General features: G+C 73.9%; 15 protein-coding genes. 8 read left to right on the top strand and 7 right to left on the bottom strand.

All coding sequences use genetic code 11. From position 1 onward, the window contains the following. Positions 1–114: 114 nt before the first annotated feature. The gene (locus tag H297_RS0112720; RefSeq protein ID WP_027737362.1) at positions 115–1,311 is read left to right on the top strand and encodes a MarP family serine protease; all 1,197 of its coding nucleotides are present in this window, start codon (positions 115–117) and stop codon (positions 1,309–1,311) included. Positions 1,312–1,315: 4 nt separating this feature from the next. Here H297_RS0112720 and H297_RS36055 read toward each other — a convergent pair whose 3' ends face one another. Further along, complete coding sequence (locus H297_RS36055) at positions 1,316–2,311, bottom strand: GNAT family N-acetyltransferase (RefSeq protein WP_064744813.1); 996 nt, start codon at positions 2,309–2,311, stop codon at positions 1,316–1,318. Between the two features lie 95 nt (positions 2,312–2,406). On the opposite strand from H297_RS36055, the gene H297_RS0112710 reads away from it, so the two are divergent. After that, positions 2,407–2,799 carry a GntR family transcriptional regulator gene (locus H297_RS0112710; protein ID WP_027737361.1) on the top strand — a complete coding sequence of 131 codons (393 nt, stop codon included), beginning with the start codon at positions 2,407–2,409 and terminating at the stop codon, positions 2,797–2,799. A 140-nt stretch (positions 2,800–2,939) separates the two neighbouring features. Here the strand turns inward: H297_RS0112710 and H297_RS0112705 are convergent, their stop codons facing one another. Both H297_RS0112705 and H297_RS0112700 read right to left on the bottom strand, forming a co-directional pair. Continuing rightward, positions 2,940–3,545 carry a hypothetical protein gene (locus H297_RS0112705; RefSeq protein WP_027737360.1) on the bottom strand — a complete coding sequence of 202 codons (606 nt, stop codon included), beginning with the start codon at positions 3,543–3,545 and terminating at the stop codon, positions 2,940–2,942. A gap of 143 nt (positions 3,546–3,688) precedes the next feature. Further along, positions 3,689–4,816 (bottom strand): DUF5925 domain-containing protein, encoded by a 1,128-nt coding sequence (locus H297_RS0112700; RefSeq protein WP_051351795.1) that lies wholly within the window; start codon positions 4,814–4,816, stop codon positions 3,689–3,691. Between the two features lie 296 nt (positions 4,817–5,112). Between H297_RS0112700 and H297_RS0112695 the strand changes: the two genes are divergently transcribed. Next, the gene (locus tag H297_RS0112695; RefSeq protein WP_037793797.1) at positions 5,113–5,379 is read left to right on the top strand and encodes a hypothetical protein; all 267 of its coding nucleotides are present in this window, start codon (positions 5,113–5,115) and stop codon (positions 5,377–5,379) included. An 84-nt stretch (positions 5,380–5,463) separates the two neighbouring features. On the opposite strand, the gene H297_RS0112690 is transcribed toward H297_RS0112695, so the two are convergent. Further along, positions 5,464–6,225: a GntR family transcriptional regulator gene (locus H297_RS0112690; protein WP_027737357.1), complete on the bottom strand. Its 762-nt coding sequence runs from the start codon at positions 6,223–6,225 to the stop codon at positions 5,464–5,466. A gap of 72 nt (positions 6,226–6,297) precedes the next feature. Continuing rightward, the gene (gene hmgA / locus H297_RS0112685; protein ID WP_037793796.1) at positions 6,298–7,659 is read right to left on the bottom strand and encodes a homogentisate 1,2-dioxygenase; all 1,362 of its coding nucleotides are present in this window, start codon (positions 7,657–7,659) and stop codon (positions 6,298–6,300) included. A gap of 165 nt (positions 7,660–7,824) precedes the next feature. Here hmgA and H297_RS0112675 point away from each other — a divergent pair, with 165 nt between their 5' ends. The 3 genes from H297_RS0112675 to H297_RS0112665 all read left to right on the top strand — a co-directional run bounded on the left by H297_RS0112675 (position 7,825) and on the right by H297_RS0112665 (position 11,390). Further along, complete coding sequence (locus H297_RS0112675; RefSeq protein ID WP_027737355.1) at positions 7,825–9,249, top strand: aldehyde dehydrogenase family protein; 1,425 nt, start codon at positions 7,825–7,827, stop codon at positions 9,247–9,249. 83 nt (positions 9,250–9,332) lie between these two features. Further along, positions 9,333–10,424, top strand: a complete 1,092-nt coding sequence (locus H297_RS0112670) for a zinc-binding dehydrogenase (RefSeq protein ID WP_027737354.1) — start codon at positions 9,333–9,335, stop codon at positions 10,422–10,424. 327 nt (positions 10,425–10,751) lie between these two features. After that, entirely contained in the window at positions 10,752–11,390 is a 639-nt protein-coding gene (locus H297_RS0112665) for a TetR-type transcription factor C-terminal domain-containing protein (protein ID WP_027737353.1), read from the top strand. On the opposite strand, the gene H297_RS0112660 is transcribed toward H297_RS0112665, so the two are convergent. Both H297_RS0112660 and H297_RS36050 read right to left on the bottom strand, forming a co-directional pair. After that, the gene (locus H297_RS0112660) at positions 11,381–11,845 is read right to left on the bottom strand and encodes a MaoC family dehydratase (protein ID WP_027737352.1); all 465 of its coding nucleotides are present in this window, start codon (positions 11,843–11,845) and stop codon (positions 11,381–11,383) included. The two genes, H297_RS0112665 and H297_RS0112660, sit on opposite strands and share 10 nt — an antisense overlap. Before the next feature lie 181 nt (positions 11,846–12,026). Then, positions 12,027–12,608 carry a hypothetical protein gene (locus H297_RS36050; RefSeq protein WP_027737351.1) on the bottom strand — a complete coding sequence of 194 codons (582 nt, stop codon included), beginning with the start codon at positions 12,606–12,608 and terminating at the stop codon, positions 12,027–12,029. A 428-nt stretch (positions 12,609–13,036) separates the two neighbouring features. On the opposite strand from H297_RS36050, the gene H297_RS0112650 reads away from it, so the two are divergent. Together H297_RS0112650 and H297_RS0112645 are read left to right on the top strand one after the other, a co-directional pair. After that, a complete protein-coding gene (locus tag H297_RS0112650; protein WP_027737350.1) occupies positions 13,037–13,837 on the top strand; it encodes an SDR family oxidoreductase in 801 nt (266 codons plus the stop codon). After that, positions 13,834–15,507 (top strand): AMP-binding protein, encoded by a 1,674-nt coding sequence (locus H297_RS0112645; protein WP_027737349.1) that lies wholly within the window; start codon positions 13,834–13,836, stop codon positions 15,505–15,507. The genes H297_RS0112650 and H297_RS0112645 overlap by 4 nt, the downstream gene beginning before the upstream one ends. The last annotated feature ends 78 nt before the right edge of the window (positions 15,508–15,585 follow it).

The raw sequence follows: 15,585 nt of genomic DNA, 5'->3' as shown, positions 1-15,585 counted from the left end.
AGCCGGGCTTGTGCGTTTTCCCGTCGAATACCGCCGACGTCAACCGGGGGCTGACGTCGGGCACCGCGAACCAGCAAGACCGCCGGACCGGGAGGGCGGGAAAGGGGGGCAGCCGTGAACCTGCTGGACCTGCTCCTGATCGTCGCCGCGCTCGGTTACGCCGGATCGGGGTTTCGCAGAGGGCTGGTGGCCGGGCTCGTCTCGCTGGCCGGCTTCGTCGGCGGAGCCGTCGTCGGCGTCTGGCTGCTGCCGTATGTCCTCGACCTCACCGAACGGGGGACGACCACCGCGACGCTCCTCGCCCTGCTGACCGTGCTGGCACCCGCGCTGGCCGGGCACGCCCTGCTCGCCCCGCTCGGCTTCCGGCTCCGCGAGGCGCTCAGCCGGACCCCGGCACGCTGGGTGGACGGCGCGGGCGGCGCACTCGTCAACATCGTCGCCGTGCTCGTCGTCGGCTGGATGGCCGGCAGCGCGCTCGCCGCCTCGCCCTCCCCCGCGCTCAACCAGGCGATACGGGGCTCCGCCCTGCTGGAGGGCGTGCACGAGCGGATGCCGGACACCGCGGCCACCTGGTTCAACCGCGCCACCGGAGCGCTCACCACGGCTGGCTTCCCACCGGTCTTCAACCCCTTCGAGCAGGAGCCGGGCGCCTCGGTTCCGCAGCCATCCGGCGACGCGGTCACCCGGGCTGCGACGGACGCGGCCCGGGACAGCACCGTCAAGGTCGAGGGCGTCGCCGACGTGGACGGCGGACAGCAGGGCCAGGAGGGCAGCGGCTTCGTCTACGCCCGCGGCCACGTCATGACCAACGCCCACGTCGTCGCGGGGGTCGACGCCCCCACCGTGCGCGTCGGCGGCACCTCACGCCCCTACCGGGCCGAGGTCGTCCTCTTCGACCCGGACAAGGACATCGCCGTCCTCGACGTGCCCGGACTGACCGCCCCCGCCCTCCGCTTCGCGGGCGAGGCCACCCGCGGCGACCCGGCCGTGGTCGCCGGCTACCCCGAGAACGGCGGCCTCGACCTGCGCGCCGCCGCCGTGGCCGCCCGCACGCCCGCACGCGGCCAGGACATCTACGGCGAGGCGCTGACCACCCGGGACATCTACGCGCTGCGCTCCCAGGTGCGGCCCGGCAACTCCGGCGGGCCGCTGCTGACGCCGGGGGGCCGCGTCTACGGCGTCGTCTTCGCCCGCTCCACCACCGACGCGGGTACGGGCTACGCGCTCACCGCGGAGCAGGTGGCGGCGGCCGCACGCCAGGCCGCGCACGCCACCCGCCCGGTGGACACCGGGGACCGCTCGGCGCTGTGACGGTTCAGCGAGGCGCCGCCGGCCCGGGTGAGGGCGTCGCGGGGGCGGCCGTCTTCGCGGGGGCGGTCCCGAGTGTTGTGACGTACCGCCACTCCGAGGCCACCACCCGGTAGCCGAGGCGCCGGTTGACGGCCAGCATCGGGGCGTTCGTGGCGTCGTTGCCGGTGTGCGCGTGGACGTAGCCGGCATCGCGGGCCCGCCGCAGCGCCGCCAGCTTGGCGAGCCTCGCCAGCCCGCGGCCGCGGAAGGCGCGACGGGTGCCCGTCATCCCCGACCAGTACCGGTCGAGGCCGTCCGTCTGCGCGACGCTGTACGCCGCGACCTGCCCGTGCACCAGCACGACACCGCTCAGCGCCGCGTCCCAGTCCGGCCGCCCCCAGTTGAGCGGCAGCCACTCCTCGTACGGCGCCGGCTCCACCTCGACGTCGCCGGGCTCGTCCGCCGCGCACTCCGTGTCGGCCTCGTGCAGCGGTCGCCAGTCATCGGCGAAGTCGGCCGCCGAACCGATCGTGACCCCCTCCGGCAGTGTCGCGGGCAATGCGGGCAGGGCGGCGCGGCGGAGGTCGAGCCCGAGGAAACGGGCCTGCCGGGAGCGCGTGTACCCGGCACGTTCGGCGAAGTGCTGCGCGCGCTCCTCGTCGGCCACCCAACTGTGCACCCGACGAGCCCCCAGCCCGGCCAGATATGCCTCGCCGGCCGCCACCAGCGCCGTGCCCGCGCCCTCGCCCGCCGCGTGTGCGGGCACCGCCGTGTGCAGGAACCCCTGCACCGGACCGGCACCGCCCGCCAGCAGTCCGGTGTCGGCGCAGCCCGCCACGGAGCCGTCCGCCCGGACGGCGACCAGCCAACGCAGCCGCCGGTCCGGCGGGGCGTGCTCCGCCTCCCAGAGCAGGCCCGCCGCCGTGCAGACGAGGTACGGAACGGTCGCCCGGCGGACCGCGGCGACGGCCTCGGCCTCCGCGAGGTCACCCGGGCGCAGTGGGCGGACGGTCAGGCTCATGCGCGGGAGACTACGGCGACGGCCCGGCGCGGCGCCTCCTGTTCAGGAGCGGTGGGGCAGAATCGCGGGGACGACAGCCCGCTCCCGGAGGTCCCGTGCCGCAGAACCCGCCGAACGCCCTGCACCTGGCCATCGACACCGACGCGCCGGAAGCGCCGTACGAGCAGGTGCGCGCCCGCATCGCCGAGCTGGCGCGCGGCGGTGACCTCCCCACGGGGTACAAACTCCCCACCGTGCGCGGGCTCGCCGAGGAGCTCGGCCTGGCGGCGAACACCGTTGCCAAGGCCTACCGTGCGCTGGAGGCCGACGGTGTCATCGAGACCCGCGGCCGCAACGGCACGTTCGTCGCCGCCGCGGGCGGCGTCGCCGAGCGCGAGATCGCCGACGCGGCGCAGGCGTTCGCGGCCCGCGCCCGGCGTCTCGGCCTCACCCGGGACGCCGCGCTGGCCGCCGCCCACGAGGCCCTGCGGGCCGCCTACCGGTCCTAGGTGATTCCTTGCCAGTACCGCCCCCGGGCCCGGAGAGGCGGGCGAGCCGGACGCCGACCACCGGCACCTGTCGGGCGCAGCACCCGTACGGCGTCCTCCGGCGCGCAGCACCGGCGCCTGGCCGCCGAGGGCGCGGCGGCTCACAGGCGGGCCGCCGCCTTGGTGGCCGTCATCCGGAACGCGTCGAGCGGAGCGTCCCCGAAGGTGCCGATCTGTGCCCAGCGCACCACGGTGACCTTGGCTCCCTTGCGGACCACCGCGAACAGGTTGACGCCGTGCTCCGACTCGGGTGGCGCCGTGTGCACGCCCAGGACGTGGGCGCTGTCGCCCGCGTCGACCGTGCCGTAGTCGTCCCAGGACGCCGAGCTGCCGGGGTTGTCCCGCAGCCAGTCGGCCGCGCAGTTCGCCACGCGGTCCTCCAGCCTGCCGGCGAGCGCTGCCGCCGACCTCGCGGAGCGGGCCGTGACGCTCACCTGCGTGGCGTGGGTGTCGAGCTCGGTGCCGTAGGAGCGGTGGTAGGCCGCTCCGTCGTCCGGCAACGCCCCCTCGACGCAGAACGGTTCGGGGTCGGGCAGCCCCTTGGTGACCTGGCCCGCGTGCCAGGGGGACGAGGCGTGCGGTGGCAGATCGTCCGCCACCAGGAATCCGGGTGCGGCGGCCGCGGCGGCGGGGGCCGTCGCGGTGGCCAGCAGGGCAGCGGCCGCGGCGGTGGCCGCGCCGGCGAGCGTGCGGGTGCGGGTGTGCATGGTGGGTCCTCCCCCGAAGGCGAGCAGGTGTGTCCAGGCAGACCACCGGGGAGGCTGGATGGTTGTCCGGACCCGCCCGACCGCACCCGCACGAGTGGTGCCCTGCACGTCCGCTGGTGCGTCCACCGCGATCGCGAGGTGCCCTACAGGTACAGGCCCGAGCCCTCCCGTTCCTGGCCGGGCACGTGGGCGGGGGACCTGCCCTTCTTCAGGGCGTACAGCTCGGCCAGGGTGGCGCCGTCGCGCCCGATGCCCTGCTCGGTACCGAGCCAGGTGACGGCCTCCTGGCGGGTGAGGGAGCCGACCTCGATGCGGGCCAGACACCGTCCGGGCCGCACCACGGCCGGGTGCAGCCGCTCCAGGTCCTCGTTGGTGGTGACCCCGACCAGGACGTTGCGGCCCTGTCCCAGCAGCCCGTCGGTGAGGTTCAGGAGGCGTGAGAGGGCCTGCCCTGCGGCGTACTTGGCCTCGCCGCGGATCAACTCGTCGCAGTCCTCCAGGAGCAGCAGCCGCCACCGCCCGGACTCGGGGTCGGAGTCGTCGGCGCCGATGGCGATGTCCATCAGGTAGCCGATGTTGTTGAACAGGTGCTCGGGGTCGAGGACGCAGTCGACCTGGCACCAGTCGCTCCAGGAGCGGGCCAGGGTCCGCAGCGCCGAGGTCTTGCCGGTACCCGGCGGCCCGTGCAGCAGCAGGAGGCGGCCGGAGATGTCGTCCGGCTTGACCTTCATCAGGTCGTCCATGGCGGTGGCGACGCGACCGGTGTAGTTCTCCCGCACGTCGCTCCAGGAACCGGCGCTGATGGTGCGGGAGGTGCGGCGCGGGCCGCGCATGGGGGAGTGGTACCAAAAGCCCATCGAGACCTGGTCGTCCTGGGGTTCGGGCTCGTCCTCCGCGTCGGCCACGGCCTCCTTGAGCTGCTGCTCGGCGAGTGCGTCGGTGACCGCGGTGACGGTCACCTCCGCGCCGCGCTGCCAGCGTGCGACACGTACCGTCCAGCCGTCCCCCTCGGCGAGCACCGAACCGGAGGTGTCGTCCTTGGCCTCGCGCAGCACCTGCGCGCCCGGCGGCAGCAGGGTGCACCCCTTTCTCACGCGGTCGACGGTGTGGCTGCGCGAGTAGGGCTGCTCCCCGAGTGTGAAGCGGCCCAGGAAGAGGGCGTCGATGATGTCGCCGGTGGAGTCGCTGTCGTCGATCTGGAGCCGGGAGACCAGCGCCGCCTCCGGCGCGGTCGGCGGCGGGACCGCGGCCTGCTTCCGGTCGGTACTCATGACGACCATGATCCGGCATGGCGGCCCGGCCCGCACGTGGGTTTCGCGGCGCGCCACCCGCGCGCCAGGGCGGTTCCGACAGCCCCCGAGCACAGCCGGAACCACCCGGACTCGGGCGCATGTGTCCGGTTTTCCTCCCTTTCGCGGGGTGTCCCCGGGCGGCTCGAACGGCGTACCGTGTTCGTCAACCGCCTTGTGGGGCAGGTGAATGCTGTGACCGGGATGCACGCATGTCGTAGTCGGGAGATAGGGTTACTCTGCCCGGGCCGGGTGCCCTCGTACGGGTGGGGAGTGACATGGAACAGATAACAATCGGCAGCAGGGCGCGAGTGCCTGCCATCACATGCGGGACGGGTGCGACGAGTTCGCGCCTGGACCGGCACCTCTCCGTGCTCGCAGGACCCGCCGTCCCCCAGGGTGAGGCGGAGGAGGCCACGACGCTGATGCGTGAAATCACGCAGCGCGACGCGGCCCGGAGCCGGACGAGGAACCGCGGCGCGCGGGTCTCGCTCTTCGCCCCGCTGCGCAAGCTGCGCCGGACCATCTTCGGCGGGCGCAACTGACGACGGCCGCCGGGCTGTTCACACGGACAGGACCGGCGGCCGCCTCCTCCGGGCACCCCGCGGGGCCGCCCGGAGCGATCGGCGTCAGTCCGTCACGTTCTCCAGCGTGACGGAGAAGGCGAACCGGTCCCCCCGGTAGTGGATCCGCACGACGTCCACCACCCGGCCCTCCCCGTCGTAGGTCACCCCCGTGTAGTGCAGGATCGGGCTCAGCAGCGGCACCTGGAGCAGCCTGGAGGTCTCCGGGTCGGCCAGCCGGGCCTCCACCGTGTCCGTGATCCGGCTGATACGCACCCCCACGCCGTCCCGCAGCACCTTGGTCATCGGCCAGCCGCGCCGCAGGTCCTCCGGGTCGATCCGCTCCGCCACGTCCGCCCGGATCAGATTGACCGCCCAGTTGGTCGGCCCGCCGCCGTCCCGGTCCCTGCGCAGCCTGCGGTACGCCACCACCTCCCGCTGCCCGGGAAAGTGCTCGCCCAGCTCCACCGGAACCGGCTCGGGGCCGTGGCCGAGGAGGGTGGTGGGCTCCCCCGACTGCTGGGCCACGATGGTGTCCACGGAGCCCAGCAGCCGCACCGGGCGGGCCTGTCGCGCCGCCGGTTCGATGAAGGTGCCGCGCCGCCGGTGCCGGCTGATCAGCCCTTCCGTCTCCAGCTCCTTGAGGGCCTGCCGCATGGTCAGGACGCTGACGCCGTAGTGCCCGGCGAGCTGGTCCTCGGGCGGCAGCCGGTCGGGGGCCTGCGGCGGGCGGCCCAGTATGGAGGCGCGCAGCGACTGCGACACCTGGTACCAGAGCGGCAGCTTCCGGTTCAGCTCGACGGAGTCCGGGGTGAACAGCGGCGTCATGGGCGTGCCTCCGCGGGTGAGGGCGGCTCCCTCCCGGACCCCGCGCGGCCCGGAGGGAGCCGTCAAAAGCCGTCAGGGGGCGGTGAAATGACGCTCAAGACCCTGCCACACCGCGTCGTAACCCAACTGGAGGTGCCCGGCCTCGGCCGCCTGCCGGGTGAGCGTGAGGGGCCAGCGCGTCTCGAACATGAAGGCCAGTCCGTCGTCGACCTTCTGCGGCGTCAGCTCGGCGGCCGCGGCGCGCTCGTAGGTCTCCCGGTCGGGGCCGTGGGCCGACATCATGTTGTGCAGCGAGCCGCCGCCGGGGACGAACCCCTCCGCCTTGGCGTCGTAGGCGCCCTCGACCAGGCCCATGTACTCGCTCATCACGTTCCGGTGGAAGTACGGCGGCCGGAAGGTGTCCTCACCCACCAGCCAGCGAGGCGCGAAGACGACGAAGTCGACGCCCGCGAGCCCGGGGGTGTCGGACGGCGAGGTCAGCACGGTGAAGATCGAGGGGTCCGGGTGGTCGTAGCTGATGCTGCCCAGGACGTTGAACCGGTGCAGGTCGTAGACGTACGGCACATGGGTGCCGTGCCAGGCGACCACGTCCAGCGGCGAGTGGTCGAGGACGGCCCGCCACAGGTTGCCGCAGAACTTCGTGACGGCCTCGACCGGGCCCTCGGTGTCCTCGTAGGCCGCGGTGGGGGCGAGGAAGTCCCGTGGATTGGCCAGGCCGTTGGCGCCGATCGGGCCGAGGTCGGGCAGGGCGAAGGGGCGGCCGTGGTTCTCGCACACGTACCCGCGCGCGCTCCCGTCCGTCAGCTCCACCCGGAAGCGCACCCCGCGGGGGATCAGCGCCACGCAGCCCGGGGTGGCGTGCAGCGCTCCGAACTCGGTCCGCAGCAGCAGTCCGCCGCTCTCCGGGACGATCAGCAGCTCGCCGTCGGCGTCGCTGAAGACCCGGTCGGTCATGGAGGAGTTCGCGGCGTACAGGTGGACGGCCATGCCGCTGCGCTGCCGCGCGTCGCCGTTGCCGCCCAGCGTCCACAGCCCGGCCAGGAAGTCGGTGCCCGCGGGCGGCTGGGGCAGCGGGCCCCAGCGCAGCCTGTTGGGGTCGGGGACGGTCTCCTCGAAGGGGGCGCCGCGCAGTCCGCCCGGGTCGGCGCGCTCGAAGCGCGGGTGGGCTGCCGAGGGGCGGATCCGGTAGAACCACGAGCGGCGGTTGTGTGCGCGCGGCTCGGTGAAGGCGGTGCCGCTCAGCTGCTCCGCGTACAGCCCGAGCGGGGCGCGCTGGGGTGAGTTGCGGCCGGTGGGCAGCGCGCCCGGCACCGCCTCGCTGCTGTGTTCGTTGCCGAACCCCGGCAGGTAGGTGAGGCCCGCAGCCTCCTTCCGCGCCCGCTCCTGTGCCGCTGTGGACGTGGTGCTGGTACTGCTGTCGGTGCCCTGGCCCATCGCCAACTCCCGCCGCAAGAAGGAATCCTGCACAAGACCATAGGAATGGTGCGGGTCCCCGTCAACGCACCGTGCACCGGCGCCGTGCCGCGCCGTCCGGCCGGTGATCCACCGCACGGCACCGCTCTGCTGACACCGGGCTGACTCGACAGTAGGTTTGCCCTCATGAAGGCAGCGGCGCACGACGGCATCTACCTCGACGGTTCCTGGCGGCCCGCGGCCGCCACCGGCACGATCGAGGTCACCAACCCCGCCGACGGCACCGTCCTGGCCACCGTGCCGGCGGGTGGCCCCGAGGACGTGGACGCCGCCGTCCGGGCAGCCCGCGCCGCGCTGCCCGGCTGGGCGGCGACCCCGCCGGCCGAGCGCGCGGCCCTGCTGGAGGCGCTCGGGCAGGTGCTGACCGCCCGGCGCGAGGAGATCGCCGAGACGGTCACCGCCGAACTCGGCTCGCCGCTCGCCCTCTCGCAGAAGGTGCACGCCGCCGTGCCGATCGCGGTGTGCGGCAGCTACGCGAAGCTCGCCGCCGAGTACGCCTTCGAGGAGCGGATCGGCAACTCCCGGGTGCTGCGCGAGCCGGTCGGCGTCGTCGGTGCCATCACCCCGTGGAACTATCCGCTCCACCAGATCGTCGCCAAGGCGGCCCCCGCCCTCGCCGCGGGCTGCACCATGGTGCTCAAGCCCGCCGAGGACACCCCGCTGGTCGCCCAGCTGTTCGCCGAGGCGGTGCACGAGGCGGGCCTTCCCGCGGGGGTCTTCAACCTGGTCACCGGCCTCGGCCCGGTCGCCGGGCAGGCACTGGCCGAGCACGACGGCATCGACCTGCTCTCCTTCACCGGTTCCACCGCCGTCGGCCGTCAGGTGGGCGCCGCCGCGGCGCGCGGCGTCAAGCGGGTGGCCCTGGAACTCGGCGGCAAGTCCGCCAACGTCGTCCTGCCCGGCGCCGACCTGGCCAAGGCCGTCAAGGTGGGCGTCGCCAACGTCATGTCCAACTCCGGGCAGACCTGCAGCGCCTGGACCCGGATGCTGGTGGACGCCGACCGCTACGACGAGGCCGTGCGGCTCGCCGCCGACGCCGTCGCGAAGTACGTCACGGGTGACCCGCTGGACGAGGCCACCCGCGTCGGACCCGTCGTCAACGCCAAGCAGCACGAGCGCGTCACCGGCTACATCCGGCGCGGCGAGCAGGAGGGCGCCCGGGTGGTGGCGGGCGGCGCCGAGCCTCCCGAGGGCCAGGAGCGTGGCCACTACGTGCGGCCCACCGTCTTCGCCGACGTCACTCCCGAGATGACCATCGCACAGGAGGAGATCTTCGGCCCGGTCCTCTCCCTCATCCGCTACGAGGACACCGAGGACGCGCTGCGCATCGCCAACGGCACCGTCTACGGGCTGGCCGGCGCGGTGTGGTCCGAGGACGAGGAGGAGGCCGTCGCCTTCGCCCGCCGTATGGAGACCGGGCAGGTGGACATCAACGGCGGACGGTTCAACCCCCTCGCCCCCTTCGGCGGCTACAAGCAGTCCGGCGTCGGACGGGAGCTGGGGCCGCACGGTCTGGAGGAGTACCTGCAGACCAAGTCCCTCCAGTTCTGACCGTGCGTCCGCCGCCTGGGTCGAGTTCCTCCTGTTCCGGACGGCACCACCCTTCCGCCCTCGCCGACCTGTCTGGAGCCCCCATGGTTCGCGCCGCCGTGCTGTCCGCCGTCTCGGCCCCGCTGGACGTCACCGCGATCGAGCTGCCCGACCCCGGCCCGGGGCAGGTGCGGATACGGTTGGCCGCCGCGGGCGTCTGCCACTCCGACCTCTCCCTCGCCAACGGCACCCTGCGCCAGCCCGTACCGGCCGTCCTCGGACACGAGGGCGCGGGCACGGTCCTGGCCGTCGGTGACGACGTGACGGACCTGGCCCCCGGTGCGCGCGTCGTCCTCAACTGGGCGCCCAGCTGCGGGGCGTGCCACTTCTGCGCCCGGCTGGCCGAGCCGTGGCTGTGCACCCGCGCCAACGAGGCCACCACCAGCCCCTACGCCCGCGCCGCCGACGGCCGGGACCTCTACCCCGGGCTGAGCGTGGCGGCGTTCGCCGAGGAGACCGTCGTACCCCGGCGGGCCGTCCTCCCGCTGCCCGACGGCGTACCGCTGACGGACGCGGCCCTGCTGGGCTGCGCCATGCTCACCGGCTACGGCGCCGTCCACCACAGCGCCCGGGTGCGGGCCGGGGAATCGGTCGTCGTGTACGGCGTCGGGGGCGTCGGGCTGGCCACCTTGCAGGCGGCGCGGCTGGCCGGGGCCGGGCGGATCATCGCGGTGGACGTCTCGGCCGGGAAGGAGGAGCTGGCCCGGGCCGCCGGCGCGACGGACTTCGTGCCCGCCTCCGAGAAGACCGCGAAGGCGGTACGCGGGCTGACCGAGGGCGGGTTCGGCGCGGACGTCGCCGTGGAGTGCGTGGGCCGCGCCGAGACCATCCGCGCGGCCTGGGACTCCACCCGGCGCGGCGGGCGCACCACGGTCGTCGGGATCGGCGGCAAGGACGAGCGCCTCACCCTCTCGGCGCTGGAGATCTTCCATTTCGCGCGCGAGCTGCGGGGCTGTGTCTACGGCGACTCCGACCCGGCGCGGGACGTCCCCGTGCTGGCCGAGCACGTGCGGGAAGGGCGGCTCGACCTGGGTGCGCTGGTGACGGACCGGGTGTCCCTGGACGAGGTGGGGTCCGCCTTCGACGCCATGCGCTCCGGTCGCGGCGGCCGCACCGTGGTCGTGTTCCCGTCCTAGTGCGTCGCCGTGGAAGTTCCGGCGGCGGACCGGCAGCAGCCGCCAGGGGAAGGCGCGTTCGATGACGAGATCGCCGAAGCGGCGCCCGCGTTCCGTGCCGCGGCGGCATCCCGGGGAACGCGGGCCGAAGACGTGGAGGCCTGGAGACGCGCGGTCCGCCCGGCGGCGTATCTGAACGGCGTCGGCGCGCTGCCTCTGGTGCACCGGCTGCCGACCCGAGCAGGGTGCCGTACCGTGCCCCTCGGTCCGACGGTCTCGCCGGCCACCGCGGCGGAGCACCGCGACCGAGCACTAAGCGAGCGCTCACCGCCGGGGTAAGCTGGCCGGATGACGACGGTCGAGACCGATGAATCCTTCGGTGGCGTGACCCCCGACGCCGCCCGCAGACTGCTGCTGGGCGCCGTCCAGGCCTTCGCCGAACGCGGATTCCACGCCACCACGACCCGCGACATCGCCGGCCGTGCGGGGATGAGCCCCGCCGCGCTCTACATCCACTACAAGACCAAGGAAGAACTGCTCTTCCACATCAGCAGGGTGGGTCACGAACGCTCGGTCGCCGTACTGGAGGAGGCGGTCGAGGACGCGGACGGCAGCGCGGAGTGTCTGGCGCGCGCCGTGCGGGCCTTCGTGCGCTGGCACGCCGAGCACCACACCACCGCGCGGGTCGTGCAGTACGAACTCGCGGCGCTCGGCGCGGAGCACTACGAGCAGATCGTGGTGCTCCGTCGGCGCAGCGAGGAGATCCTGCGCGGCGTCCTCGCGGACGGCGTCGCCGCAGGGGAGTTCGACATCGCGGACATCCGCGGCACGGCGCTGGCGGTGATGTCGCTGTGCATCGACGTCGCCCGCTGGTTCAGCCCCGCGGGGCGTCGGACACCGGACGAGATCGGTGCGCTCTACGCCGACCTCGCCCTGCGCATGGCGGGTCACGGGGCAGGAGCTGCCGACGACGCCGGTCACCAGTAGTAGCGGCTGAGGCTCTCCGCGACGCAGACCGGCTTCTCGCCGCCCTCCCGCTCCACGGTGACCTGCGCGGCGACCTGTACGCCACCGTCGGACGCCTCGCTCACGTCCGCCAGCGTCACCCGGGCGCGCACACGCGAGCCCGTCGGTACGGGGGAGGGGAAACGCACCTTGTTGACCCCGTAGTTGACCCCCATCTTCGTGCCCTCGACGCGCAGGACCTGCGGAAGGAGGGCGGGCAGCAGGGAGAGTGTCAGATAGCCGTGCGCGATGGTGGTGCCGAACGGGCCCTCGGCGGCGCGTTCGGGGTCCACGTGGATCCACTGGTGGTCGTCCGTCGCGTCGGCGAACAGGTCGATCCGCTTCTGGTCGACCTCCAGCCAGTCGCTGCCGTCCAGTTCCTCGCCGATCGCGGCCCGCAGTTCATCGGCCGAGGTGAAGATTCGGGGTTCCGCCATGTCCGTTACCTCCCACGCGCGCTGTGTCATCGAGCGGCCATGGCGGGCCGGGGCCACCATGGAGCCGAGTGCCTACTAAGCGGTTGCTCAGCACTCGTGGGTCAGCATGCCAGCACGTGACACGCCTGCGCCAGCCCCACCGGTCCCGTCAGGCCCGCATGCCCTGTCGTCGGCCAGGCCGTCAGCCCTGGGAGGGAAGCGGCGTACTGAAGCCGAGGCGGGGGGCGGCACTCTGCCGGTGCGCCCTGCGCGCCTCACGCCGGCTCGCGCCCTCCGTGCGGAACTGGGCACGCCCACCGCCCGCATCCAGGCGCAGCCCCCGGCGTTGAGGCGGTGTCTCGCGCACGTCCATCACGGAGATCAGCCGGCGCAGCACTTCCGCGAGGCGCGGGGCGGGTGGCTGTGCGGGGTCGCACAGCAACAGGGATCTGCCGCCCCAGGTGCGTCGGTGCCACTCGTCCAGTGCCGTCGGCTGTCTGATGCCCTCGCGCTTCTCACGTCTGCGGCGGGCGGCGACTTCGGACTCGTAGGCCAGCCAGACGGCACGGGCCTCCTCCAACTCCTCCAGCGCCGCGACGAGCAGCGCGGGGTCGGGCTCGCGGTCGTCGGGACGGAACCCGGCGTTCGCGCACAGATGGTGCCAGGTGGCGCGGTGCCCGTACGGAGCGAACCGCTCCAGGCACTTGCGCAGTGCCTGTCGCCGTTGCGACGGGTCTCTGTCAGGGTCACGGACTTGTCGAGCGAGCGCTCTGAAACCGGCCAATCATCCCACCTCCGGCGGAGAGGACCCGTGTCGTCGAGGATGTGACGTACGACCCCGCGTCGCGGATCCGTCTCCGGCGATGCTTTTTCCGCGCGGACAGCGCGCACTTGCTTCGGCGTGGCGGATTACCCCGGACAGCGCCCGCTATTCCTGCAAGGGGCGGTTTCCCGCCTCACCGGACGCAGACCGCTTCCGGGCTCTCCACCCGTCACGCGTACGCGCCGCCGCGCGCCGCGCACACCACCAGAACGAGCCCTGGGCCGCTGCCGTTCCCGAACGGACGGGGGAGTGTCGCCGGGATCTTCGAGCGCCCCTTCCGCAACGACATACCGACTGGTTAGTCTGCCCGGCAGGCCCACGGTGGACACCGCCGCGGGACCGAACGGGGCCGGAGTGGAACGAGCCCGCACAGCTGGGAGGCGCAGCCGATGGAGTCAGTGCGCGACAGTGCCGTCGTCGTCACCGGAGGGGGCGGCGGTATCGGGGCGGCCCTCGCCCGCCGGTTCGCCGCCGAAGGCGCCCGGGTCGCCGTCAACGACCTCGACCCCGCGGCCGCCCGCGCCGTCGCCGACGAGATCGGCGGTGTCGCGGTCCCCGGCGACGCCGCCACCGTCGTGGGCGCCGCCCGCGCGGCGCTCGGCGGCACCGTCGACACCTTCTGCGCCAACGCGGGCGTGGGAACCGAGGGCGGCCCCGAGTCACCCGACGCCCACTGGGACGCCGCCTGGGACCTCAACGTCATGGCGCACGTGCGGGCCGCCCGGGAGCTGCTTCCCGGCTGGCTGGAGCGCGGGCGCGGCCGCTTCGTCTCCACCGTCTCGGCCGCCGGGCTGCTGACGATGGTCGGTTCGGCGTCCTACAGCGTCACCAAGCACGCGGCGCTGGCGTTCGCCGAGTGGCTGTCGGTCACCTACCGGCACCGCGGGGTGGACGTGCACGCCATCTGCCCCGAGGGGGTCCGTACGGACATGCTGGAGTCCACCGGCACCGCGGGGGACCTCGTGCTGCGGCCCGGCGCCCTGCCCCCCGAGGCCGTGGCCGACGCGCTGTTCGCCGCGTTCGCCGACGGGCGTTTCCTCGTCCTGCCGCACGCCACCACGCAGGACCACTACACGGCACGCGCGGGCGACACCGACAACTGGCTCGGTGCCATGAACCACCTCCAGCAGAAGCTCGAACGCGCGCGGGCGGACGCGGCGTCCACCGCCGCGGAAGGAGAGCCGGCATGACCTCCGAGGCCGCGACCGCCTACGAGGACAAGCCCTGGCTGGACCGGCTCACGCCCGCGCAGCGCGCCCCCGTCACGCCCCCGGAGACGCTGCTGCACGCCTTCCGCGCGGCCGCCGCCGAGGTGCCCGACCGCGCCGCGCTCGTCTACTTCGACGGGCGGCTCGGCTACGCCGAGACGGACGCCCTCTCCGACGCGGTCGCCGCCCACCTCGCCGGGAACGGGCTGCGCCACGGCGACCGCGTCGCCGTCATGCTGCAGAACACCCCGCACTACGTCCTCGCCCTCCTCGGCGCCTGGAAGGCGGGCGGCATCGTCGTGCCCGTCAACCCGATGTACAAGGAGCGGGAGGTCGCCCACGTGCTCGCCGACGCGGAGGTCTCCGCGCTGGTGTGCTCCGACCGCGCCTGGGAGGGCCATCTGCGGAGGACCGCCGCGGGCACTGCCCTCAGCACCGTGCTGACGGCGTGCGAGTTGGACCTGCAGACCCGCGACGACCCCCGCGTGCTCGACTTCGCCCGGTGCGCGCCGGCCCACGACGCCACCGACCTGCTCGCCGCCGCGCGCACCGGCGCCCCCGCGCCCGCCGGGCGCGAGCTGACCGGCGAGGACATCGCTCTCATCAGCTACACCTCCGGTACCAGCGGCGCGCCCAAGGGAGCCACGAACACCCACGCGAACCTCGCCTACAACGCGGAGCGGCAGCGGATCGGTGGCGGCATCCCCGAAGGCTCCACCGTCTTCGCGCTGGCACCGCTCTTCCACATCACCGGCATGGTCGCCCAGCTGTCCGGCTGCCTGGCCAACAGGGGCACCCTCGCACTCGCCTACCGCTTCGACGCCGGGGTCGTGCTCGACGCCTTCCTCGAACACCGGCCCGCGTACACCGTCGGCCCCTCCACCGCGTTCATGGCGCTGGCCGCCCACCCGGGCGTGACCCGGGAGCACTTCGCCTCCTTCCGGCACCTCTCCTGTGGGGGCGCGCCGCTGCCGCCCGCCCTGGTGGAGAAGTTCCGCGACGCCTTCGGCCCCTACCTCGGCAACGGCTACGGGCTCACCGAGTGCACCGCGCCGTGCGCCTCGGTGCCGCCAGGGAAGGAGGCCCCGGTGGACCCGGCCTCGGGCACCCTCGCGGTGGGCGTGCCCGGCCCCGACACCGTGGTGCGCATCCTGGACGAGGACGGGACGCCCGTGCCGCTGGGGCAGCACGGCGAGATCGCCGTCCGCGGCCCGCAGGTCGTCCCCGGCTACTGGCGGCGGCCCGAGGCGACGGCCGCCGGCATGCCCGGTGGCGAACTGCGCACCGGCGACATCGGCTTCATGGACGAGGACGGCTGGCTCTACGTCGTCGACCGCAAGAAGGACATGATCAACGCCTCCGGGTTCAAGGTCTGGCCCCGTGAGGTCGAGGACGTCCTGTACGCGCACCCCGCCGTCCGCGAGGCGGCCGTCGTCGGCGTCCCGCACGCCTACCGGGGCGAGACCGTCAAGGCGTACGTGAGTCTCCGGGCCGGGACCGAGGCCGCGCCCGAGGAGCTGAGCGCCTACTGCAGGGAGCGGCTGGCCGCCTACAAGTACCCGCGCCAGGTGGAGATCCTGCCGGAGCTGCCGAAGACCACCAGTGGGAAGATCCTGCGGCGGGCGCTGCGTTCCCGTGAGGGAAGCGCATAGGCGCTCCCGGGGCGCGTGACCGCATGACCGCGCCCCGGCACCGTGACCGCGGCGGTCGCGGGGAGTGCGGCGGCAGGG

This window comes from Streptomyces sp. CNT360 (genome assembly GCF_000424785.1).
This window is presented reverse-complemented; position numbering and strand designations above follow the sequence as displayed.